This window comes from Staphylococcus massiliensis (genome assembly GCF_043186315.1).
GTDB lineage: Bacteria > Bacillota > Bacilli > Staphylococcales > Staphylococcaceae > Staphylococcus > Staphylococcus massiliensis.
Genome location: NZ_CP171119.1, coordinates 167096 through 188768, shown reverse-complemented (window position 1 = coordinate 188768; position 21673 = coordinate 167096). Strand labels below are relative to the sequence as shown.

Here is a 21673-nt window from a genome sequence, read left to right as displayed (position 1 = left end):
CTATGAATTTAATCGATCAAGTTAAACAAACGTTGATAGAAGAGATTAAAGCGAGTATTCAAAAAGCTGAATTAGCATCAGATATTCCAGAAATTAAAGTTGAAATTCCTAAAGATACGAAAAATGGTGACTATGCTACGAACACTGCGATGGTCTTAACGAAGATTGCAAAGCGTAATCCACGCGAGATTGCCCAAGCAATCGTAGATAACCTTGATACGTCAAAAGCGAACGTTAAAGATGTTGATATTGCGGGACCTGGTTTTATTAACTTCTATATGGATAACCAATATCTCACTCAAATCATACCTGAAGCGCTTGAAAAAGGGGACGACTTCGGTCATGTTGAAACACCTAAGAATCATTCTATCTTATTAGAATATGTTTCAGCGAACCCAACAGGTGATCTACACATTGGTCATGCGCGTAATGCTGCAGTAGGTGACACGTTAGCTAACGTGTTAATTGCGGCTGGTTATGACGTAACACGTGAATTTTATATCAATGATGCTGGTAATCAAATTACGAATTTAGCTCGCTCTATCGAAGCGCGTTTCTATAAAAGTTTAGGCGAAGATAAAGCGCTACCTGAAGATGGCTACCATGGTAAAGATATTGTTGAAATTGGTAAGGATCTTGCCGAAAAGCGCCCTGAGATCAAAGATTTATCTGAAGATGAACGTCTTAAAACGTTTAGACAACTTGGTGTTGAATATGAAATGCATAAGCTTAAGCAAGATTTAGCCGACTTCAACACACACTTTGATTCATGGTTTAGTGAGACGTCACTTTATGAAAAGGACGATATTACTCAAGTATTCAATAAAATGAAAGAACTTGGTTATACGTACGAAGAAGATGGTGCGACATGGTTAAGAACTTCAGACTTTAAAGATGATAAAGACCGTGTATTAATTAAGAAAGATGGCAATTATACGTACTTCCTTCCAGATATTGCCTATCACTATGACAAGATCGAAAGAGGTAATGATACGTTAATCGACTTATTCGGTGCGGATCATCACGGTTATATTAATCGCTTAAAAGCTTCTATGGAAACATTCGGTGTCGATAGTGATCGTTTAGAAATTCAAATTATGCAACTTGTTCGTTTAATGAAAGATGGCGAAGAAGTTAAGATGAGTAAACGTACAGGCAATGCGATTACGCTTAGAGAAATTATGGACGAAGTTGGTATCGACGCTGCACGTTATTTCTTAGCAATGCGTAGTGCGGATACACACTTTGATTTCGATATGCAGTTAGCGAAGGAACAATCACAAGATAACCCAGTTTACTATGCACAATACGGTCATGCGCGTATTTGTTCAATCTTAAAGCAAGCTAAAGAAAAGGACATTACACCTTCAAGTGATGTAGACTTTAGCCTTATTACGAATGAAAAAGCGATCGATTTACTGAAAAAAGTAGCTGAGTTTGAACCGATGATTGAAGGTGCTGCAGAAATGCGTGCGCCTCATCGTGTCGCGAACTACATTCAAGATTTAGCTTCTCATTTCCATAAATTTTATAATGCTGAGAAGGTTCTAACTGACGATCTAGAAAAAACGAAAGCACATGTTGCTTTAGTTGAAGCGGTTCGAATTACGTTACGTAATGCATTACATTTAATGGGTGTTACAGCGCCAGAAACAATGTAATACACGAAATCGAGCGCTTTGTTAACAAAGTAACTTAAGATTTAAGCGTAAGGACGGAACACAGTTATGTAAATGGCTTGTTTCGTCCTTCTTTTTTATGAGGTGTTTGAGGTATAATATGAGATAAATTCACAGGTTAATTTGAAAGTACTTTTAAAGAGGGGATAAGTATGAAACTAAAAGCATTCTACGTCATCATCATGATCATATGCATCACTTTGGCAGGGTGTAGCGAGTCAAATGAAAAGGGCAACGACAACGCGACAGCGCATCAACAACGCATTATCTCACTAATGCCAAGTAATACTGAAATCTTGTATGAATTAGGACTCGACAAACAAATTGTAGGGGTTTCATCAGCAGACGACTATCCGAAAGACGTCAAACAAAAAAAGCAATTTGATGCGTTTAATTTGGACAAAGAAGCTTTATTAAAGGCAAAGCCGGACTTAATTTTAGCGCATGAATCACAAAGAGGTACGAGTTCTAAAGTACTTGATGCGCTAGATAAAAAAGGGGTTAAAGTCGTTTACATCAAAGATGCGACATCGATCAACGAGATGTATGATACGTTCTCAGACATTGGTCGTCTCACGCATAAAGAAAAAGCGGCGAACCAACTTATTGACGAAACAAAGCGTAACATTAAGAAAGTCATTCAATCCGTGCCAAAGGATGAAAAGCGCAAAAACGTATTTATCGAAGTATCATCTAAACCTGATATCTATACGGCAGGGCATCAAACATTTTTCGACGATATGCTACAAAAGTTGAATGCTAAAAATAGTTTCCACGATAAAAAAGGTTGGGTTAAAACGGATAAGGAAGCGATTATTAAACGTAATCCTGACATTATCATTAATACATCAGGCAGCTCTAATCAAGCCTTTCAAAAGTTAATCAATAGTCGCAGTGGTTTCGACAAAGTTGAAGCGGTTAAGAACAAGGAAATTAAATCAATTAATGGCGATGAAATTTCAAGACCGGGTCCACGTATTGATGATGGCTTGAAAACATTACGTGACGCTATCTACAAACAAAGTAAATAAAGTCGTAATGATATTAATCGGGCTTGTGGCAAAGTTGATTGTCATAAGTCCTTTTTATTTTTACAATAGATATAACGACGATAATTGATAAAGGATTTACATTTATGCGATTTAAAACATTTATATTATGGGGTGCAATGCTACTCATTCTTATCGGATTAACGCTTTTTTACCAGCTCGGTGACTTACATGAACCGATTTCAAAGACCATTTTATTAGAAGTACGTTTACCTAGATTACTACTTGCGATGTTAAGCGGAATGGGTCTTACCCTTGCAGGACATTTATTTCAATTGATACTTCGAAACCCGCTAGCTGATAGTTTTACACTAGGTTTAGCGAGCGGCGCGACGTTTGGCTCAGGCCTCGCAGTCATTCTAGGGGCGAGTTATATTTTGATATCCTTATTCTCGATTGTATTTAGCTTGCTTAGCCTAGCGTTAGTCTTAAGTATGTCATTACTCATCAGTCGATATCGTCGAACTGAAACATTAATTATAACGGGTGTCATGATCGGCGCCTTGTTTAACGCATTTTTGTATGTACTCATTCAATTTAATCAAAATAAATTAAACAGTTTAATGAATTATATGTTTGGTAGCTTTGGTTCGGCGGAATATAAAGAAGTGTTGTATGTCTGTATCATGCTCATTGTGACGCTTTTCATCGTTGTCATGTTATTACCAAATCTAAAGTTGCTACAAGTCGACACGCTTAAGCAAACATCGCTAGGCATGAAGGTCTCATACATAACGCACGGTACACTATTGATTGCGTCAATTTTATCAAGTGTCATCATTGCACAAGTCGGTATTATCGGATTCATTGGTATGATCGTGCCTCAACTTGTACGATATCTATACCGTGTACCACTCGGCGTTCAAATAGCGCTCAACGTGCTTATAGGTGGCGTTATCATGCTAATAGCCGACTTTATAGGTGGATATGTATTCGGTGATATCAATATCCCAGCAAGCATTATACTATCACTAATCGGTATACCTGTATTATTCTATTTATTACTACAACAAAAGCCCTTGAGATAAAGAAGCGCTTAATTATGATTTATGTCCAGATAAAGAGGTTGATGATGTGAATTTAGAAAATATAAAAGCCGTCATATTTGATTTAGAAGGAACCCTTTTAGATCGTAAAAAATCACGAGAGAAGTTTATTGAAGAACAATATGAACGATTTCATGACTATCTCGTTCACGTTCAAGCTAAAGACTTTAAAAACTACTTCATTGAGTTAGATGACGATGAAGACCATGATAAACCCGAATTATATAAAGAAATGTTACGACGTTTTAATGTAGACCGATTAACTTGGAAAGACTTATTTAACGATTTTGAAATGCACTTTTACCGTTACGTCTTCCCGTACTATGATACAGCATATACGCTCGACAAACTGAGAAAGCATCATTATTTCACAGGTGTCATTGCTAATGGTAAACGTCAGATTAAACATTATCGTTTATATGCTTTAGGTATTGAAGACTATATCAATTATTTATCAACCTCAGAAGTTGTAGGTTACCGTAAACCACATCCGAAAATTTTTGAGGACATTCTTGATAAATTAGATGTAGCACCTGATGAAGTGATGTATGTAGGTGATGACCCACTAAATGATGTTGCACCAGCACGCGCAATGGGAATGGTAAGTGTGTGGTTTGATGACGAAGAGTCAGAAATAGAACCGTTACCAGAAGAAATGGATTTTAGAATTACAACGCTTGAAGAATTACTCGATATACTATCAATTAAAAGAGAAGGTGATCGAAATGGATCTTTATAGAACACAAGATAATACAGCTCTAAAAATTAAATCTATGGGCGAAGGTAAACCAATCGTATTCATTCATTCAATTTTTTCAAATTCAACAGTATTTGATGAGTTAGCGTATCGATTATCATATCGTTATCAAGTGATTCAAATTGATTTAAGAGGTCATGGCTTTTCAGATAAACCAATGAAAATCGATTTCCATGACTACGCAGATGATATTATTCAAATCATGGATAGTCTTTATATTAATCAAACTACAATCATTGCGCATGAATTGGGTAGTTTTATGGCTGTAGAGCTAGCGACGAAATATCCAGATCGTATTAAGGATTTAGTACTTATTAATCCGACTGATACGCATGATATCCTGCCACAAGAGCGCTTATTTAGAAAATATGCTGAGAAAATACGTACTTGGGATACAACGGAACAAACAAAGTTCTTAGAAAAACATTTATACTATGCGAGACGCAAAGTAAGAAAGTTCATGAAATCAGTTAGCGATTCTGCAACGCTTTTAACAGATTATGAAAGACAAGCTGTTGAGCATTCATTCTTAAATCATCATAATTCAGAGTATTATGCTAAAGTACAGGCCCCAACGTTAATCATTTCTGGTAAATACAATGAACGTATTTCAAGTGTGGACTCACAAAAAGTTAAAGATTTAATGCCAAATGCGTCGATGGAGATCTTCAATAAATCAGGTGTATTTCCATTTGTTGAGGAGAAAGATCGCTTCTTTAAAATTGTTCGTAAATTCATTCAAAACAATTCGTAACTTTTAGATTTGTAATTTATATGTAATATTTCTGTTATTTCAGTAATATTTATTGTACAATGAAACTATAGAAAGATTACAGATAATTTCGTTAGGAGAGAGTACTTATGAAAAAGCTAATTGGCGCAGTTATGGTAACTGGATTAATGATGACAGGTATGAACTATGGTACTGCTGAAGCAAGTTCAAATGACTTAAGTACAATCGAACAGTTAGATAAAGGCACTCAAACACTAGAAGACGTTAAATTAGGTGAACCTATTCAAAACGTAATTAAACAATATGGCACACCTGTTTATTCATATCAACCAAACGGTAAGAAACATTTCTATGAATTTAACACTAAAGAAGGCTTATTAATCGTGACAGCTGACGGTGTTAAGAATAAAGGTAACGTACAAGCAATCTCAATGAGCTATAACAATATGGATGGTGCTACGATCGACCAAGTTACAGAGGAACTAGGGCCACTTGCTTTTAAACAAGAGTTCTTTAATAACCAAACAGGTAACTTTGGCTACGTTAAAAAAGGTAACATGAACTTACAATTCACAACACCTTCACCTGATGATAAAGAGTTAAAGTTATACAGAATTGATATTAGTAAGTAATTCTAATTTGATACGTCATTACCTTAAGAGAGTAGGACACGTAGATGTCTTACTCTTTTGTGCTTAAAAGCGTTATTTAGCATACAAGGTTTAAATTTAAGAAGTAACCGATTTAGGTTGACTTAATAGCTAAATCAGGAGGCTATCTCCTGGCAATCTTAATTTTGAGCAAGGAAGTCTCACTTATTTCTTCGTTCAACTTATGTATTAAATTCGAGTTGAACATCATACATAGGTCGTGCGCCTAAATAGTCGTTTGTAAAGGAGGTAGGGTATGCGACCAAATGATAAAGTCCTTTTAGAAAATGTAGAAGATTATTTAAATCATAAAGAATATGCACCAAATCTCATAGATGATGTTAAAACTCAACTTAAAAAGGACTTTAAACGTTCCGAACGCCATGATGTTGATTATATTGATTATCGTAAGCAAACCGTTGCTGAAATCATTGTGAACATTACGCGTAACCTAAACGTTCTACAGTTTAGTCATATTGCATATCTCATATTTAATTTAATTCTCATCTCGTATGTTTATGACAAGCATCTCGTGTTGTTCGGCGCGACAAACGGTTTAACATTGATATACATATTCCTGATTTTTCCGTTATCGACAATGGTGTATTATCGTATATTAATTAAAAATTATTTATATCGGAATCGCTTAGAAGCCCAAATCGGTACTGCACTCTCCGTATTAGCAATCGTCATCATCGCTTTAAGTGCTTTTAATATCAATTTAGGTGTCTTTACCGTTACGCCGTTCTTTCACCAAGCCCTATTTGTACTTGGTTTGATCATGACACTCGTGAGTTTGTATCGCATTCGTTTGGAGTACGCTTGTATCGGCTTGCTCCTTTGTCAAAAGACACTTGATATATTTATTCACAATCAATTCTTAGCACAACTTGCATCTCTAATTATCTGGATTTTACTACTCGTAATTATCATTTACTATACAATTCAATTATCTAGAAGGCATCGATAAGCCTTAAAAGACGTTAGCAATCACTCTAAAAAGGGTAAAACAAAATACCCCTAAGACTGCATTGCTAACTTTTTTATTATCTTGAAATTAATTTGGCTTCATATCAATTCGACTTTTATAATATATGCACATCACTTATGACACTTTTTATTATTTCCTTATTTTAACATTTTATATATTATAAAAATTATACGTGATTAAAAAATTAATTTTCGAGCTTAAGGCCGACATTCCAAGGGTAAATTTGGAATGTAAAAGGAGGTGCCATGATGAATAAGATGACTACGAGTGATCAACACTCAATTGCTTTTGAATCAACTGGCAAAGGTATACCTCTAATCATGATACATGATCTAGGTGGTAATATGGCAGCTATGAATGACACGAAACAACAGCTTAGCAAATACTTCCAAGTTATAACGTATGACGTTAGGGGCCATGGAAAATCTTCAAAACCACGTGATTATGATTTCCAAGATCATGTTCGAGACTTAAAAGAATTAATGGATCAATTAGATATAAAAACAGCTCATATTATTGGTCATGACATGGGTGGATTAATTGGTTTAGAATTTGCGAACCAATATAGTAATCAGGTGATTACACTAACATTAATTTCGAGCAAGATTAACGAGCAGGTTGAAAGTTTCTGCAAATTGATTAGTCAGCATAGAGAGGAAATCGCAGGATTTAGTAAATTAGAAGCAAAAATAATTCTTTTTCCATATATATATAAGAATTTAGAAAAAACAAAAACTTGGTACCAAGAACAAAAAATTTATTTTCAACAAAGAGAAGATGATAATGCGATTGCGATGAGAGCATTGCTTAACTACAAGCCTAACTTCGAAGCATTATCTACGGTTCCAATTTTTATGATTAATGGTAGGCATGACCCTTATATAGGTGATCATAACTTTGATAATCTCAAAACGTTATTACCTAATGCAAGATGTCAGACGTTTGAACTATCAGGACATGCGCCACATATTGAAGAACAAGACAACTTCATAAATGTGTATAAGAATTTCACAAGTATCTTAGCATAGAAAAGACGCAAAAAGGGAGATACGACGTCATGTCGTATCTCCCTTATTTATCTATTATTTCATTTCAGTTTCTTTAATGCTTTTATTAATGCGTCCAAGTAACTCATCAATTTTTTCGCGTTGTTTTTTGTTAACTAAAATTAAAACTGTACGTTCATCTTGCTCGTTACGACGTTTATCGAAATAACCGTCAGCTGAAAGATTTTTAACAGCTTTAACTACTTGAGGTTGTTTGTAGTTTAAGTGATTAATAATATCTTTTAAGTAATACTCTTCATCATTACGTTCACTAATATGTGTTAATACAGCAAATTCCTCAAAACTAATAGAATAATCTTTCTTGATAACGCTTTTTAAGCGATCTGCATACGTTACCATGGCCAATAATTCGAAACAATCATTGATTTTTTTAATAGCCATTTATGCTCCTCCTTGTTATCCCCATACATTAATATTTCAAAATTTAAAATTTGAATTCGTAACTTTAAAGCAATACGATAACACTTTTATCAAGTAAAAGCGCCATCAATAATTGGATGTGATTTTATTTGAGAGAAATATATTAACATCACAATTATTTTCTTAAGTATAACTAAATAATTTTGGAATGTAAACTAAAAAGTGTTATAAAAACAAAATAATGTTAAACAAAATTGTTTATATGAACAAAACCACAATATGGATTTAATTATGTTATAAAACAGGAATTTGTATGTACGTTTAATCAATTCCAAAATTTCGTATAACCTTTAAATATAGTGGCTTTATTACACTAAAGCTAAGCTAAATGAATACATATCACGAGGTTAAGCTTTTATAGGGTGAAGTGCTCCATATAGCGCTTTAATTATAATATGACGTTTTGTTCTTGTCTATACATGATTGTTGATTTTAAAATGATATTAATGAATTGAAATATTATAGAAAAGTTGTGTAAAATAACACTATTCATAAATAGCAATAAATTAGTACACGATTTAAACAATAAAAAAACCCCCTAAAAATGAATTAAAATCGGGGGTTAAAGGATATTTTATAATTAAAATCGTTATGTTTTAATGATGTCTAATCACTATAAAATAGCTAAAATAAGTTCTTTTATTTTACAATTAAGTTACAATTGTAAAAAAGATATAGTAATTCAAAATTTTAGTATATTTTTCAATTAGTAAATAATGGAAATAACGAAGTTATTTGCTGGGCTAAATTGCAGATTTAGAATTAGAGAACGCGAATTATATTTATTATTTATAATGAATTTCGCAACTAATTATCTAAAAAGAGTAGTAATGTGCGTAATAGTGTTTGTTTTCAGTTTATTTGTGTATAAATATTAAAGTTTTGTAAAAATTGATGAAAAGTCAATTAAATCATGATAAGGTAATACATAGTTCAAAATAGATGTATTAAAACAACTTTCCACATAGAAATTCTTAAAAATATATAATAGTAATTTTGTTGAGTGTTGAAATGTTTAATGGACGAATATAATTAGATTGAGTGGTGGAATTGATTGACGAATATGAAGATTATACGAGTCCTAGACGATGAGAAATTTTTTATTGGTGCAGGACGTTCATCACGTTTACAACAACTACAATTTGTCGAAGTACTAAGTTCAAATCGTTCTAGTAAAAATTTAGGACAGATCATTGAAATTTTTGATCAATATGCAATATGTAAGAGAATTGGAGAAGAGAAGGTTTATTTTGGGGACACTGTGGTTCCTAGAACCGTTGATTATCAAGCTGTAAATATATAAAATTCTTGTATAATTGTAGATATTGAAGGGTTAATGTCGTTAGACGTAACTCTTTTTACATATAAATAGATAGAATAAGTAGTAAATGATCGTTAAACATACTTAAGCGCGTATCAAAAGTCACTAAAGACTTTTGATACGCGCTTTTTAATAATTAGAATAAAACATGAATGTTTTTGTCTACGATTTGAGCTGAAGAAACTTGTGTAGGTTTACCACTCTTAGGTTCTAAAATGTTCAATTGAATAAAAGCTTCCATTGCGCTTTTCGCTTGTTCTTTAGTGACAGTAGCGTTAAGTTTTGTTATTTGGAACTTAACAGGTTTTTCTAATTGATTCTTGAAGATGAATTCTAAAGTTTGTGACATAGGGTTACCTCCTTTATAAAATAGTTTCAGATTTGATGACTTCGACTTGATCATACTTTTCTTGAGTTAGATCTGAAATGATTGCTACGAATGCTTTAATATCTTCGTTTGTAGCTTTAGTGCTAAGGTTCGCGAAACGACGTTGTGCTTTTGATGTTTTACCATCTTCAGTAACGGTAAATTGAGTGAGGACTAATGTTAATGATTTGATATTGTTCATGTTTTAACCTCCTTTCACGTTATATATCGTTGAAAGCGTCAAAAAAGTGCAAAGCCATCTATATCTTTTTGTTTTGAAGTTTTCATCACATCGATTATGATTAATAAGAATGGTAAAGAAAGGGATGAATGGTTTGAAGCAACTAGAACCTATCCGTAAGCAAGAAGATATTTTAAAAATGTATGAAGTTCTGAAGCGCATATCAACTAGAGATTACTTGTTCTTTAAATTTGCGATACATACAGGATTAAAGCTTACGCATCTATTAAACTTAACTGTAGCTGATATATTAGATTCAAATGATGAGGTAGTGCCAGAATGGTACGAATCACATGCATCACATATTCGTATTCAATTACCTCAAACGTTAAGACATGAACTTAAAGCGTTTGTTGAGGATCATCACATGACAGAAGCGTCATTGCTATTTCAATCCAAACGTACAAAGAAAGGACTTTCGAGACAACAGGCATACCGAATCATTTCTAAACCAGCAAAAGAGCTCGGCCTAGAACGTGTAGGCATCACGACTTTGCGTAAAACTTTCGCTTATCATGCTTATAAATCAGGTATATCTATTGCCATTATCCAAAAATATTTAGGACATCAGACACCTAATGAAACAATTAAGTTTATATGTATTAATCCATTTAAAAAGACCACGACAATTGCTTTAAATTTATAATAAAAGACCAAAGCACTCGGATACAGAGGCCTTGGTCTTTTTAGATATGTTTTGATATGCACTCTAATAGTGAACTTTAAGCGTTCATGCACTCAGTAGTCTTAAATGCCTTTTAAAAGAGGGGGGTTATCGCTTAAGTAACCATGTTTCTAAATGTGTGGTAGAGGAATGCGTTCCGTCTAAATCAGGTACAGCTTTTAGTTTCATAAAATTTAACTTTTGAAGCATGTTCTGAGCTGAGTAATTATTGTCTTTAATGCGAACAACTAAGGTTTGGTAGCCAATTCGAAAGGCTTCGTGAATTAATAGATTTAAGGCATCATAACCGATACCCATACCTTTGTAGATATGTTCTAAAAATATTTGAAGTTCACTCAGATCGGGATTATTGCTATTAACGTAAGGTTCGATACACATATAGCCTACTTGAACGTTATCCAATAGAATCATAAACACAGGCGTTTGTTGATTATGGGATAAGAACCATTTTGTTCGATGGTCAATCGAAACTTGTCGTTTAGCGTTCCGAACAATATCGTGCTTAATCGCTTGGTTATAAACTTTAGTCATATAAGGTAAGTCAGAAATTTGCGCACGTCTAATCGTTATCATAAGCCTTTACCTTTCTATGTTTAATACGTTTATATCAAAAAATTATTCGATAAGGCATGATGACATATTTTATTAAAAGTGTCAAATTACCATAAATTTACAAATGTATAATACATTGCAAAACAATTTATTGTCAACCATATAATACTAAAACAAATTGTTGGAATGTGCGTAGCTAATTTAAGCTGGTAGCCATCCCAATTTCCATTTGATCTTGAAAAAGTAAAACGAACGATACGAATTGAGGAAAGTATGACTTCCCCCGCTAGTGTCCCTATTAAATAATGATAGATGATAAACATGACTAATTGAAAATCTTGATAAACATTATATTTAAATGATTGGTAGATCACTATTATTAATAAAATAGTAATACTTAAAGGTACAAGTTTTCGGGATGTAATGACTAAATAATATATAAATATACATAAAAAAGAAATTATATAAACTACGCTATAGTCTTTTATAGCTAAGAATATGCCGAGTATAAGCATCATAGACGGCATGATATAACCGCCAAGTGTTGTAATGACTTGAGTAAGAACATTAGAGGAGGTCGTGACAGCATATCCTTGGCGAGAAGTTAGTCGTCGCTCCTTCGGTCTTACCACGACAACAAGGTCCTTCGGCTTACCAAATGTTATTGAATTCATTAAGACATGCCCAAACTCATGTATGAGAACAGGGATAAAGTTGAGTATGATTTCGATTAAACTGAAAATTCGATGTCCTCGGTAATAATGTATAGCGATATAACCGATTATTATCAGAGTTATCAAGTATGGATTTAATATGATTTTTATAGTTTGTAGATTTTCTAATGTCATAGGCAACCCTCTTTAAAATAATAGCTCAATTATAGTTTAAATATAACGTTTATGAAAGCGACTTCAGATGTATTTAAGCACCAGTTAATACTGACATTTCTTTACAATATTTTAACTAAAATTCTAAATTAATATGTGAAAACGCTTAAATCTCTGTTAGTTTTTATTTAATCAGATATACAATCATGTGTGATTTAAATAGGGTTGAATACTTGTTGCCATGCGTTTAATTGTGCTTAAGATAAAAATTTTAGAGTAATTGATGTAAACGTGTTGTTAATATTATAAATATATTGTAAAGTTAGTATGTTGTAATTTAATGTTTATGATTTCTAGATTAAAATCAATCATTATTTATAACTTATTTTGTAAATAAGCTTGATTATATGACGAAGACTTGCGAAGATAAAGGTGAAGGATTTAAAGAATTCTTTGAACGTCACTCAGGATTGTCGGTGTTCTAAAGTAAGGCTATTTAAAAAGCAAGTCGTTTTATGGACTTCACCTATCAAATATCTAACTTTTAGAATGTGTGGGAATTATCATTCAATAGTTTCAAAGTGCTCATGCAAGGGTAATCATGAGTTAAATGATAATATTTCTAAATGTTATTAACTTTATTTCAGCTTATGTTATGTGTTTGATGTGGGAGTCAAACGTTGGGAGATAACATAGCGAAATCGATGGGTTTTTATTAATTCGGGAATAAACTCACTATTATGAACTACAGTTATTACAAATTGATATTCTATCTTAGCATGGTACAAATGGGGTCCCATGCTTTTTGGTGTGTTTTTTTGAATTTTCAAATATCAATGTAATGGTGGTGAGTATCATTTTGGTAAAGAGTCAAAACTTAAACAATGTATTGATACGTTCTATTAACTTTGTATGGGGTCAAAATCATGTAAGTGCAAATGATATCGTAGTGATGATGACGTATCGAGACGACTTAATGCCTATAATCGAAGCATTTAATAAACGTCGTTTCAACATTACCGTTATCACAGATCCAGCTTACTTCTCACAACTAGAACGTTATGAGCATGTGACATGCATTCCTATTTCTCAGTCCTATTTAATTAAACAAGTTCATGCGTGTTCTAAAGCCAAAGTTATCTTCGTAGACACTTACTACGAACTCATAGGCGCGATTGATAAGAAGAAGGGACAAACAGTCATTCAAACTTGGCATGAAGTTGGCGCGCTTAAAGATTTTGGTAAAGACCATCACAAACTTGATAAGCGTGATCGACATCAAATGAAGCAATATGAGAAGGTTTATCATGCAACTGATAAATATTTAGTTGGCGGTTGTAAGATGGGGATATGTTTCGCTAACGCATTTGATGCAACATATAGCCATATTCTAGATTTCGGTCTCCCCCGAACAGTTAAATATTATGAAGAAGATGCATCTGAGCGACAAAAGGAACTTAAGTCACAATTAGGTATTACAAATCAAGTAGCCGTTTATCTACCGACTGAGCGTCCACATAAACAAACCAACCAAATCAATTTATCACACTTTGAAAGCCAACTTCCCGATTACACGCTGATTTATCCTGATCAAACAGAAGCAACAAGCGCTTTAAGTCAATACGAACTAATCCAGTTGGCAGATTTAATTATTACAGACTATGATTCTGTAGCGATAGAAGCAAGTATTATTGATAAACCTGTATTATTCTATGTTTATGATGAAAAGGAATATGAGAAAGAGCATGGACTTAACGTATTCTATTATCACGACATCCCTGATGACTATAAAGTGACGTCTGAAGAAGCATTATTAGCGCGTATTAAAAAAGGCAATATTAAACCGTTATTTAAAGAATGGCACCGATACAATACTAAGGAAAGCTTAAATCAGTTAGTTAATTACACTGAGAAGTTGGTGAAAGTATGAAAATTTCAGTAATCTTACCCATATATAATTCGTTTAAATCCATCGCTTCAGCTATTCATTCTGTAGATACCAAGCACGACGTCGAAATTATTTGTGTGAATGATGGCTCTACAGACCAATCGATTCAACTCTTGCATCAGCTTGCTAAAAACGATGCACGTCTCAAAATCTTCTCAACAGAACATAGAGGCATATCTGCTGCACGTAACTATGGGTTATCCCAAATGACTGGGGATATGTTTATGTTCTTACGTCCTGAAGATCGATTTTTCGAAGGGCAAATCGATAAGATGGTAGAGATTATGGAAGCAGATCAAGATGTCGATATTGTTATTGGGCAAGTCGGACGCCAAGAAGCGACACGAGAGTGGGAATTCATAGATGAACATGATGTGATTCGTAAAAACGATGTTGTGACGCTATCAACTTGCAAAGACATCATGCAATCGATGGGACCAGGCGCAAAACTATATCGCGCTCATCTTGCTTCTGCCAAGTTTGATGAAGATATTTCGTTTACGGATGACCACGGTTTTACCATTCGCACTTATGTTAAAGCGCGTAAAATACGTTTATACGACCAGATGGTTTACGGTTCTAACATTCGTTTGTGTTCGAATATTACAACCGAACAAGCGAAGTTATTTGATATTTATATGAAAGATATCATGCGTTCCAGACAACGTATTATGACACTTCTAGGCGAGCGTAACTTATGTGAATATTATAGCTATCGCTTGGATGACATGATTGTAGGGCACATCATTGATGTCAGATTGAAATACGACCCAATGATTACACTTGAAATTCTAGATCGTATCATTGAATATATCCAGGAGATGCAAGCATTCTCGTACAGTGCAGATGCGCTTTATCACATTATTGATATCACTGAGAATGAGAGTATGGATTGGACCAAATCTAACTATGAGAAATGGCATTCTGCTTTAATGAACGTTGGTATTAAGCGTAAATCTTGGTTCAATTTCAAAGCTTCTCAATTTCCGAAAAGACACTTAAGTTGGTTTAAGCGTTTCGTAAAGATTTAATTCATTACCATAAAGATAAACCATCATTAATATACACAAAAACCACGAACTTTGGACGCTTCATTAAATCCTAGTTCGTGGTTTATTTAATATTAAATGTCTACAAATGACACACTCGCTATTTTAGCGATGACATCTATTTACGCACACGCTTGAAAAGCCATTTTAATATAACAGCTAAAACGATTATAATACCTGTTCCTAAAGCAATTGTTAGAATTGGGTGTGACTCCCATAAACTTAAAACACGTGTCTTAGATGCCTTAATAATTGGTTGTTCAAGTTTAACTGTAGGTGGGCCGTATGCATCTGAAATAAAAGTACGCTCGTAATCGATATGTAGACGATCGTCTTCGATGACATATTTAACATCCTTTTTAGTCATGTTAACAGGAAGAATGTCATAAAAATCTTGAGATACATAATATTTTTTGTCGTTAATCGTATGAACGCCTTCTGAGAAGATTTTAATGCGTTTGTATTGATTGAAGGCATTGTTCATTAAGCTATTACCGATTTTATTACGTTCTTTTTCGCCGCCTAGATATTCATAATCGCCAGCACCAAGAATAATTTGATAAATACGTAAGCCGTCACGCTTCGTTGTAATAGCGTGGTTATAATCAGCTACATCGCTTGAACCTGTTTTAAGTCCATCCGTTCCTTCTAAACTCATGTTACCCCCTTCAAGAGAGTGGTTATATGTGTAGTACGTTACACCGTGTTGAGTAGGTGCGACTTGTTTCGTAAAATCAATAATTTTAGGTGTATCTGATACGGCTCTTTGTGCGAGTATTGCATAGTCTTTCGCCGTTGTTGTCGCATATTCTTCATTAATATAGCCTTCAGGTGCATAGTTTTGTAGTAAACGGTTAGACGCACCGGCTGGGTTAACGTAATGCGTATGCTTCATGCCGATTTTCTTTGCTTTAGCATTCATTTTATCTGTAAAATCAGAACGCGTTTCTGAAACTTCGGTAGCTAGTATTAAAGCGGCTGCGTTACTTGAAGCGGATACACAAATTTGTAGTAGTTCCTTAATGGTATATGTTTCACCAGGATAAAGTTTGGTATTACTTAGTTCTGGTAGCGTAGACATACGATAGTGGTCGTCCGTGATTTTAATTGTGTCATTTAAAGACAATTTGCCTTCTTTTTCAGCTTCAAGTACTAAATACATCGTCATGAGCTTAGACATTGAAGCTGGTGGCCATTCGTTGTTGATTTGAAATTCGTAAAGTACTTGGCCTGTATGGCTAATTTGAATAGCGCCTTCTGGCTGGAAGCCTAGTCCTATTTGATATCCAGATTGATTTGCAACTTCAACTGGTGTAGGTGTGTAAGCTTTACTAAAAGGTGTTATAATTAAAGAAGCTATCAAAATGGAAATAAATGAATTAAATATCTTTTTCATAATTAAATCCCTCGTTCAAAAATATAAGTACATCAACATAATAATAATATCATATTAACAATATTTTAAGAATGATTAGTTGTTAATATGTTTTTATTTTTAAGTGGTTGTATGAGACGTGAAGGTTTAATATGAAGTTTGGTTTTTTATAATCGAGTGTTGGTTATAGCTTCAAATTTTATAAAGTAGAGGTATTAGAAATGAATTCAAGCAATCCACTCAATTATTTATTAAAACGTATATCTTGGCCAAAAGGCCTTGTTATCGTAGCTATCCTTTTATCGCTTTTAGGGAGTCTAACCGGATTATTTGTACCTAAATATGCAGGTGATATGGTAGATCAAGCGAATAAAGGTGAACTTAATACAACGATGATCGTTGTCATCATTATCGTGTTCGCATTAAATGCGATTTTAAGCGGTTTGGGACTTTATCTATTAAGTAAAATTGGGGAGAAAATCATCTATTCAATTAGATCGATTTTATGGAAACACATTATTCACTTGAAGATGCCATTCTTTGATCAGAATGAAAGTGGACAATTAATGAGTAGATTGACTGATGATACGAAAGTTATTAATAACTTTATTTCGCAGAAGTTACCGAATTTATTTCCATCAGCACTCACATTGATAGGCTCTTTAGTATTATTATTTATTATCGACTGGCAAATGACATTACTTACATTTATCACAATTCCAGTTTTCATTTTAATCATGATTCCATTAGGAAAAGTGATGCAACGTATTTCTAAAGATACGCAATCTGAAATTGCTAACTTCAGTGGTTTATTAGGCCGTGTACTTACAGAGATGCGTTTAGTTAAAATTTCTAACACAGAACATGTTGAGCTTAATAAAGCTGAATCTAATTTAGTTAAAATTTATCATCTGGGCTTAAGACAAGCTAAAATTACAGCGATTATCCAACCTATTTCAGGTTTAATCATGCTACTTACGATAGGTATTATTTTAGGTTTTGGTAGTTACCGTGTAAGTTCAGGTGCCATTTCGGCAGGTAACCTTGTTACAATGATTTTCTTAGTGGTACAACTTTCAATGCCACTTGTGAACTTATCAACGTTACTAACGGATTATCGTCGCGCTACTGGTGCGAGTAACCGTATTTATGAAATCTTACATGAACCACTTGAACCGATTGCGTTACCATCTGAAAAGCACATTGAAACAGGTAACTTGGCATTTGAAAATGTTAATTTTAGTTATGACGTCAAACCAATCTTAAAGGACGTTTCATTTAATGTGTTAAAAGGCAAGGTAACCGCCTTTGTAGGACCATCTGGTTCTGGTAAAAGTACTATATTCAGTTTAATTGAACGTATGTATGAAATTGAAACAGGCGACATCACGTATAACAATCATTCAATATACGATTTATCGCTTTCTGATTGGCGACGTAAAATCGGTTATGTAATGCAAAGTAATGCGATGATGAATGGTACGATTCGTGACAATATTCTTTACGGTATTGATCGTGAAGTTTCTGATGATGAATTAATTGAGTATACAAAACTCGCAAATTGTCATGACTTTATTTTAGATTTCGACCAAGGTTATGACACTATAGTCGGTGAACGAGGTCTCAAATTATCAGGTGGTCAACGTCAGCGTATTGATATAGCACGTAGCTTTGTTAAAAATCCAGATATTTTATTATTAGATGAAGCAACAGCTAACTTAGATAGTGAAAGTGAACGAAAAATTCAAGATGCGCTTGAAACATTAATGGAAAATCGTACAACGATCGTCATTGCGCATCGTCTTTCAACAATTAAAAAGGCTGACCAAATTATTTTCCTTGATCAAGGTGAAGTTACAGGAAAAGGTGGTCACCATGAATTAATGGCTTCTCACGAGAAATATCAACGTTTTGTTGAAACACAAAATTTATCTAATTAAGCGTTCGAATTTAGCTTATCTGAATATCTTAAATATGGGTGATTGTAACCCACATAATGAGTCTCATTTGATACGTGATGTATCATGTGAGGCTCTTTTTTACTTTCTATTAACTAGCTTCGTCGTAGATATTTCGTGAGTTATAGTTTGAGAATTTAAAGGGCTTTTCAAAAATGGGGCGTATGAATTTGTGCGTTACAACAATTGTAATGAAACATTTATAAAATATTGAGAAACATCGTTAAAAGATAATCGACACATAAATTATAGATTAAAAAAATTAAGCATATTTTTAAACAACTTGTCAATAAATTTGTATTCTCACGATAAAGCACACGTGGTATACTTTAAACAATGCGACATTGTTAGAGACAAACATAATATGGCAAGGCAGAAATATTTTTGAATGGTGGGTGTATCCATGTTTTTGTTGATGAACATAATTGGTATGTTAGCGTTTCTTGGGATAGCGTTCTTATTCTCAAGAGATAAGAAAAATATTCAATGGGGATCTGTCGGGATCTTAGTACTCATGAACTTATTTTTAGCGTGGCTATTCGTTTCATTCCCAGCTGGTACACAGTTTGTAAAAATCTTAGCTGATGGTATTTCCTGGGTAATTAGTGCTGCGTTCGCGGGTGTAGGCTTCGCGTTCAACAGTTTCACGGCTACTAAGCAAATGGATATGGCTGTAGCGGCTTTATTCCCAATCCTACTTGTAGTTCCATTATTTGATATTTTAATGTACTTCAGAATTTTACCGAAAATTATGGGCTTCATTGGTTTTATCTTAGCGAAGATTACAAGACAACCTAAATTTGAATCTTTCTTTGGTATTGAAATGATGTTCTTAGGTAATACTGAAGCAATCGCCGTTTCAAGTGAACAAATGAAACGCATGAACGAAGCACGTGTATTAACGATTGCGATGATGTCAATGAGTTCTGTATCTGGTGCTATCGTTGGTGCTTATGTTCAAATGATTCCAGGTGAACTCGTTTTAACAGCAATTCCGCTTAATATTATTAACGCGATGATTGTGTCGAGTATTTTAAATCCTGTTAAGTTAGAGAAAGATGAAGATGTGATTTACAACTTAGATGATCAAGCAGTACGCCAACCATTCTTCTCGTTCTTAGGTGATTCTGTATTAGCAGCTGGTAAACTGATCTTAATTATCGTAGCTTTTGTTATCAGTTTCGTTGCGCTTTCTGAATTAATTGACCGTTTAATTAATGTCATTACAGGTTCAATTGGTCACTTATTTGGATTAAAAGGTAGCTTTGGCTTAGACCAAATTTTAGGAACATTAATGTTCCCATTTGCATTCTTACTAGGTCTTCCGGTAGATGCGGCTTGGGAAGTAGCGCAACAAATGGCTAAGAAGATTGTAACAAATGAGTTCGTAGTAATGGGTGAAGTAAGTAAACATGTGAATGATTATGATGCGCATAGACGTGCGATTATTTGTACGTTCTTAGTATCGTTTGCGAACTTCTCTACATTAGGTATGATTATTGGTACATTAAAAGGAATTGTTAATGAAAAAACATCAGACTTTGTATCTAAGTACGTACCTATGATGTTATTATCAGGTGTATTAGTTTCATTATTAACAGCAGGTTTTGTTGGCTTATTCGCTTGGTAATATGTAAATAAGTTGAATAATGTTAAGTTAGGGGCATTGGCTTTTGATAAGGTGACATAGCTTTATTGGAATGCGATGTCCCACTTTTTTTGAAAATAAAAACCAAGATAACATCAGGTGAGTATGTCATCTTGGTCCATTCGGGAAAATGAATTCTTATTAGTATCAACAATATGGGTTAGGTATTGTTCATACAATTGAGCAAAAATTGATTGTTTTCATAAACAAAACAAAGGAGATGGCTTCTTGTTATAAAATTAACAAGAAGTAAATTCATTATATCGAACGTCAGTTTAAAAGTAAACCGAAAATTCAGAATTTTAAAAATCTATCGCGAATCGCGTCACTGAGACCTTTTAGTGCGGTATAGGCTTAAAGTGAAGTTGTGCAAAGTGTCAGAACTGTGCTAATATTTCAGTTGTTGAGGGTGAATTTTAGAGAGGGGGCTAAAAGATGAAACGTACAGTAAGAGATTTAATCTTAGTACTTTTAGGATCTTTTGCATTTGCAGCTGGGGTTAATGCCTTTGTCATTTCTGGTAACCTCGGTGAGGGTGGTGTCACTGGTTTAGCAATCGTATTATATTATGCATTCCATCTATCACCAGCAATAACAAACTTTGTAGCTAACGCTGCATTAATTTTAATAGGATATAAATTTTTAAGTAAACGAAGTATGTATTTAACGATTGTCGCGACAGTATTGATTTCGGTATTTTTAGAGCTAACGGAAAGCTGGCACGTTCAAACAGGCAACATTATCGTAAACGCAGTTTTTGGTGGCTTTTCAGTGGGATTAGGTATCGGTATCATTGTACTTGCAGGTGGTACGACGGCCGGGACAACGATTCTCGCTCGTATCGCACATAAATATTTAGATGTAAGTACGCCATATGCATTACTGTTCTTTGATCTGATTATTGTGGCAATCTCTCTAACTGTTATACCGTTAGATAAAGTATTAGTTACAATTCTTTCATTATATATAGGTACAAAAGTTATGGAATTCGTTATTGAAGGTTTAAATACGAAGAAAGCGATGACGATTATTTCTAAGAATCCAGATGATGTAGCTAAAATGATTGATGAAAAAATCGGTCGCGGATGTACGATTTTAAATGGCCGAGGTTATTATTCTAAGAAGGAAACGGATATTTTATATGTCGTAATTAGTAAGACTCAAGTGACGCGTACAAAACGACTCATTCGTAAAATTGATGAAAACGCATTCCTAGTCGTCCATGACGTCCGGGATGTCTATGGTAACGGTTTCTTAGTAGATGATTAGTGTGATAGGCACAGCGAGACTTAAAGTAGTCTCGCTTTTTT

Annotated in this window: 21 protein-coding genes; 15 read left to right on the top strand and 6 right to left on the bottom strand. The window is 33.9% G+C overall.

Annotated elements, in window-relative coordinates:
- The first annotated feature begins 2 nt into the window (after positions 1 to 2).
- From argS to ACF3N8_RS00815, 8 genes are all read left to right on the top strand, one after another.
- On the top strand, positions 3 to 1661 hold the full coding sequence (gene argS, locus ACF3N8_RS00850; protein WP_392450061.1) for an arginine--tRNA ligase: 1659 nt from the start codon (positions 3 to 5) through the stop codon (positions 1659 to 1661).
- Between the two features lie 170 nt (positions 1662 to 1831).
- The gene (locus tag ACF3N8_RS00845) at positions 1832 to 2710 is read left to right on the top strand and encodes an ABC transporter substrate-binding protein (protein WP_009384638.1); all 879 of its coding nucleotides are present in this window, start codon (positions 1832 to 1834) and stop codon (positions 2708 to 2710) included.
- Between the two features lie 104 nt (positions 2711 to 2814).
- Positions 2815 to 3756, top strand: coding sequence for an iron ABC transporter permease (locus tag ACF3N8_RS00840; RefSeq protein WP_009384636.1), 942 nt, complete (start codon positions 2815 to 2817; stop codon positions 3754 to 3756).
- 46 nt (positions 3757 to 3802) lie between these two features.
- Complete coding sequence (locus ACF3N8_RS00835) at positions 3803 to 4513, top strand: HAD family hydrolase (protein ID WP_009384635.1); 711 nt, start codon at positions 3803 to 3805, stop codon at positions 4511 to 4513.
- On the top strand, positions 4500 to 5285 hold the full coding sequence (locus ACF3N8_RS00830; RefSeq protein ID WP_009384634.1) for an alpha/beta fold hydrolase: 786 nt from the start codon (positions 4500 to 4502) through the stop codon (positions 5283 to 5285). The genes ACF3N8_RS00835 and ACF3N8_RS00830 overlap by 14 nt, the downstream gene beginning before the upstream one ends.
- A gap of 107 nt (positions 5286 to 5392) precedes the next feature.
- Positions 5393 to 5896, top strand: coding sequence for an SA0570 family protein (locus tag ACF3N8_RS00825; RefSeq protein ID WP_009384633.1), 504 nt, complete (start codon positions 5393 to 5395; stop codon positions 5894 to 5896).
- Positions 5897 to 6170: 274 nt separating this feature from the next.
- The gene (locus ACF3N8_RS00820; protein ID WP_009384632.1) at positions 6171 to 6884 is read left to right on the top strand and encodes a hypothetical protein; all 714 of its coding nucleotides are present in this window, start codon (positions 6171 to 6173) and stop codon (positions 6882 to 6884) included.
- Positions 6885 to 7153: 269 nt separating this feature from the next.
- Entirely contained in the window at positions 7154 to 7933 is a 780-nt protein-coding gene (locus tag ACF3N8_RS00815) for an alpha/beta fold hydrolase (protein ID WP_009384630.1), read from the top strand.
- Positions 7934 to 7987: 54 nt separating this feature from the next.
- On the opposite strand, the gene sarA is transcribed toward ACF3N8_RS00815, so the two are convergent.
- Positions 7988 to 8353: a global transcriptional regulator SarA gene (gene sarA / locus ACF3N8_RS00810; protein ID WP_009384629.1), complete on the bottom strand. Its 366-nt coding sequence runs from the start codon at positions 8351 to 8353 to the stop codon at positions 7988 to 7990.
- A 1102-nt stretch (positions 8354 to 9455) separates the two neighbouring features.
- On the opposite strand from sarA, the gene ACF3N8_RS00805 reads away from it, so the two are divergent.
- Positions 9456 to 9695 (top strand): hypothetical protein, encoded by a 240-nt coding sequence (locus ACF3N8_RS00805; RefSeq protein WP_392450057.1) that lies wholly within the window; start codon positions 9456 to 9458, stop codon positions 9693 to 9695.
- Between the two features lie 154 nt (positions 9696 to 9849).
- Here the strand turns inward: ACF3N8_RS00805 and ACF3N8_RS00800 are convergent, their stop codons facing one another.
- Together ACF3N8_RS00800 and ACF3N8_RS00795 are read right to left on the bottom strand one after the other, a co-directional pair.
- Positions 9850 to 10062, bottom strand: a complete 213-nt coding sequence (locus ACF3N8_RS00800) for a DUF2922 domain-containing protein (RefSeq protein WP_009384627.1) — start codon at positions 10060 to 10062, stop codon at positions 9850 to 9852.
- 13 nt (positions 10063 to 10075) lie between these two features.
- Positions 10076 to 10282 (bottom strand): hypothetical protein, encoded by a 207-nt coding sequence (locus ACF3N8_RS00795; protein ID WP_009384626.1) that lies wholly within the window; start codon positions 10280 to 10282, stop codon positions 10076 to 10078.
- Between the two features lie 133 nt (positions 10283 to 10415).
- Between ACF3N8_RS00795 and ACF3N8_RS00790 the strand changes: the two genes are divergently transcribed.
- A complete protein-coding gene (locus tag ACF3N8_RS00790) occupies positions 10416 to 10967 on the top strand; it encodes a tyrosine-type recombinase/integrase (RefSeq protein ID WP_026049006.1) in 552 nt (183 codons plus the stop codon).
- Positions 10968 to 11093: 126 nt separating this feature from the next.
- On the opposite strand, the gene ACF3N8_RS00785 is transcribed toward ACF3N8_RS00790, so the two are convergent.
- On the bottom strand, positions 11094 to 11579 hold the full coding sequence (locus ACF3N8_RS00785) for a GNAT family N-acetyltransferase (protein WP_009384624.1): 486 nt from the start codon (positions 11577 to 11579) through the stop codon (positions 11094 to 11096).
- A gap of 86 nt (positions 11580 to 11665) precedes the next feature.
- Positions 11666 to 12406, bottom strand: a complete 741-nt coding sequence (locus ACF3N8_RS00780; RefSeq protein WP_017176819.1) for a M50 family metallopeptidase — start codon at positions 12404 to 12406, stop codon at positions 11666 to 11668.
- Between the two features lie 838 nt (positions 12407 to 13244).
- Here ACF3N8_RS00780 and ACF3N8_RS00775 point away from each other — a divergent pair.
- Complete coding sequence (locus ACF3N8_RS00775; RefSeq protein WP_009384622.1) at positions 13245 to 14315, top strand: CDP-glycerol glycerophosphotransferase family protein; 1071 nt, start codon at positions 13245 to 13247, stop codon at positions 14313 to 14315.
- Positions 14312 to 15364, top strand: a complete 1053-nt coding sequence (locus ACF3N8_RS00770) for a glycosyltransferase family 2 protein (protein ID WP_009384621.1) — start codon at positions 14312 to 14314, stop codon at positions 15362 to 15364. Before ACF3N8_RS00775 ends, ACF3N8_RS00770 begins: the two co-directional genes overlap by 4 nt.
- Before the next feature lie 136 nt (positions 15365 to 15500).
- On the opposite strand, the gene pbp4 is transcribed toward ACF3N8_RS00770, so the two are convergent.
- On the bottom strand, positions 15501 to 16778 hold the full coding sequence (pbp4, locus tag ACF3N8_RS00765; RefSeq protein WP_238093894.1) for a penicillin-binding protein PBP4: 1278 nt from the start codon (positions 16776 to 16778) through the stop codon (positions 15501 to 15503).
- A gap of 200 nt (positions 16779 to 16978) precedes the next feature.
- On the opposite strand from pbp4, the gene ACF3N8_RS00760 reads away from it, so the two are divergent.
- From ACF3N8_RS00760 to ACF3N8_RS00750, 3 genes are all read left to right on the top strand, one after another.
- Entirely contained in the window at positions 16979 to 18697 is a 1719-nt protein-coding gene (locus ACF3N8_RS00760) for an ABC transporter ATP-binding protein (RefSeq protein ID WP_009383202.1), read from the top strand.
- A 421-nt stretch (positions 18698 to 19118) separates the two neighbouring features.
- On the top strand, positions 19119 to 20345 hold the full coding sequence (locus ACF3N8_RS00755) for a NupC/NupG family nucleoside CNT transporter (protein ID WP_009383201.1): 1227 nt from the start codon (positions 19119 to 19121) through the stop codon (positions 20343 to 20345).
- A gap of 453 nt (positions 20346 to 20798) precedes the next feature.
- Positions 20799 to 21632 carry a YitT family protein gene (locus ACF3N8_RS00750; RefSeq protein WP_009383200.1) on the top strand — a complete coding sequence of 278 codons (834 nt, stop codon included), beginning with the start codon at positions 20799 to 20801 and terminating at the stop codon, positions 21630 to 21632.
- Positions 21633 to 21673: the final 41 nt, after the last annotated feature.

Excerpts from the sequence above, each read along its gene's own strand:
- argS (WP_392450061.1), top strand. The coding sequence starts at position 3 with ATGAATTTAATCGATCAAGTTAAACAAACGTTGATAGAAGAGATTAAA.
- ACF3N8_RS00845 (WP_009384638.1), top strand. The coding sequence starts at position 1,832 with ATGAAACTAAAAGCATTCTACGTCATCATCATGATCATATGCATCACT.
- ACF3N8_RS00840 (WP_009384636.1), top strand. The coding sequence starts at position 2,815 with ATGCGATTTAAAACATTTATATTATGGGGTGCAATGCTACTCATTCTT.
- ACF3N8_RS00830 (WP_009384634.1), top strand. The coding sequence starts at position 4,500 with ATGGATCTTTATAGAACACAAGATAATACAGCTCTAAAAATTAAATCT.
- ACF3N8_RS00825 (WP_009384633.1), top strand. The coding sequence starts at position 5,393 with ATGAAAAAGCTAATTGGCGCAGTTATGGTAACTGGATTAATGATGACA.
- ACF3N8_RS00820 (WP_009384632.1), top strand. The coding sequence starts at position 6,171 with ATGCGACCAAATGATAAAGTCCTTTTAGAAAATGTAGAAGATTATTTA.
- ACF3N8_RS00815 (WP_009384630.1), top strand. The coding sequence starts at position 7,154 with ATGAATAAGATGACTACGAGTGATCAACACTCAATTGCTTTTGAATCA.
- sarA (WP_009384629.1), bottom strand. The coding sequence starts at position 8,353 with ATGGCTATTAAAAAAATCAATGATTGTTTCGAATTATTGGCCATGGTA.
- ACF3N8_RS00805 (WP_392450057.1), top strand. The coding sequence starts at position 9,456 with ATGAAGATTATACGAGTCCTAGACGATGAGAAATTTTTTATTGGTGCA.
- ACF3N8_RS00800 (WP_009384627.1), bottom strand. The coding sequence starts at position 10,062 with ATGTCACAAACTTTAGAATTCATCTTCAAGAATCAATTAGAAAAACCT.
- ACF3N8_RS00795 (WP_009384626.1), bottom strand. The coding sequence starts at position 10,282 with ATGAACAATATCAAATCATTAACATTAGTCCTCACTCAATTTACCGTT.
- ACF3N8_RS00785 (WP_009384624.1), bottom strand. The coding sequence starts at position 11,579 with ATGATAACGATTAGACGTGCGCAAATTTCTGACTTACCTTATATGACT.
- ACF3N8_RS00780 (WP_017176819.1), bottom strand. The coding sequence starts at position 12,406 with ATGACATTAGAAAATCTACAAACTATAAAAATCATATTAAATCCATAC.
- ACF3N8_RS00770 (WP_009384621.1), top strand. The coding sequence starts at position 14,312 with ATGAAAATTTCAGTAATCTTACCCATATATAATTCGTTTAAATCCATC.
- pbp4 (WP_238093894.1), bottom strand. The coding sequence starts at position 16,778 with ATGAAAAAGATATTTAATTCATTTATTTCCATTTTGATAGCTTCTTTA.
- ACF3N8_RS00760 (WP_009383202.1), top strand. The coding sequence starts at position 16,979 with ATGAATTCAAGCAATCCACTCAATTATTTATTAAAACGTATATCTTGG.
- ACF3N8_RS00755 (WP_009383201.1), top strand. The coding sequence starts at position 19,119 with ATGTTTTTGTTGATGAACATAATTGGTATGTTAGCGTTTCTTGGGATA.
- ACF3N8_RS00750 (WP_009383200.1), top strand. The coding sequence starts at position 20,799 with ATGAAACGTACAGTAAGAGATTTAATCTTAGTACTTTTAGGATCTTTT.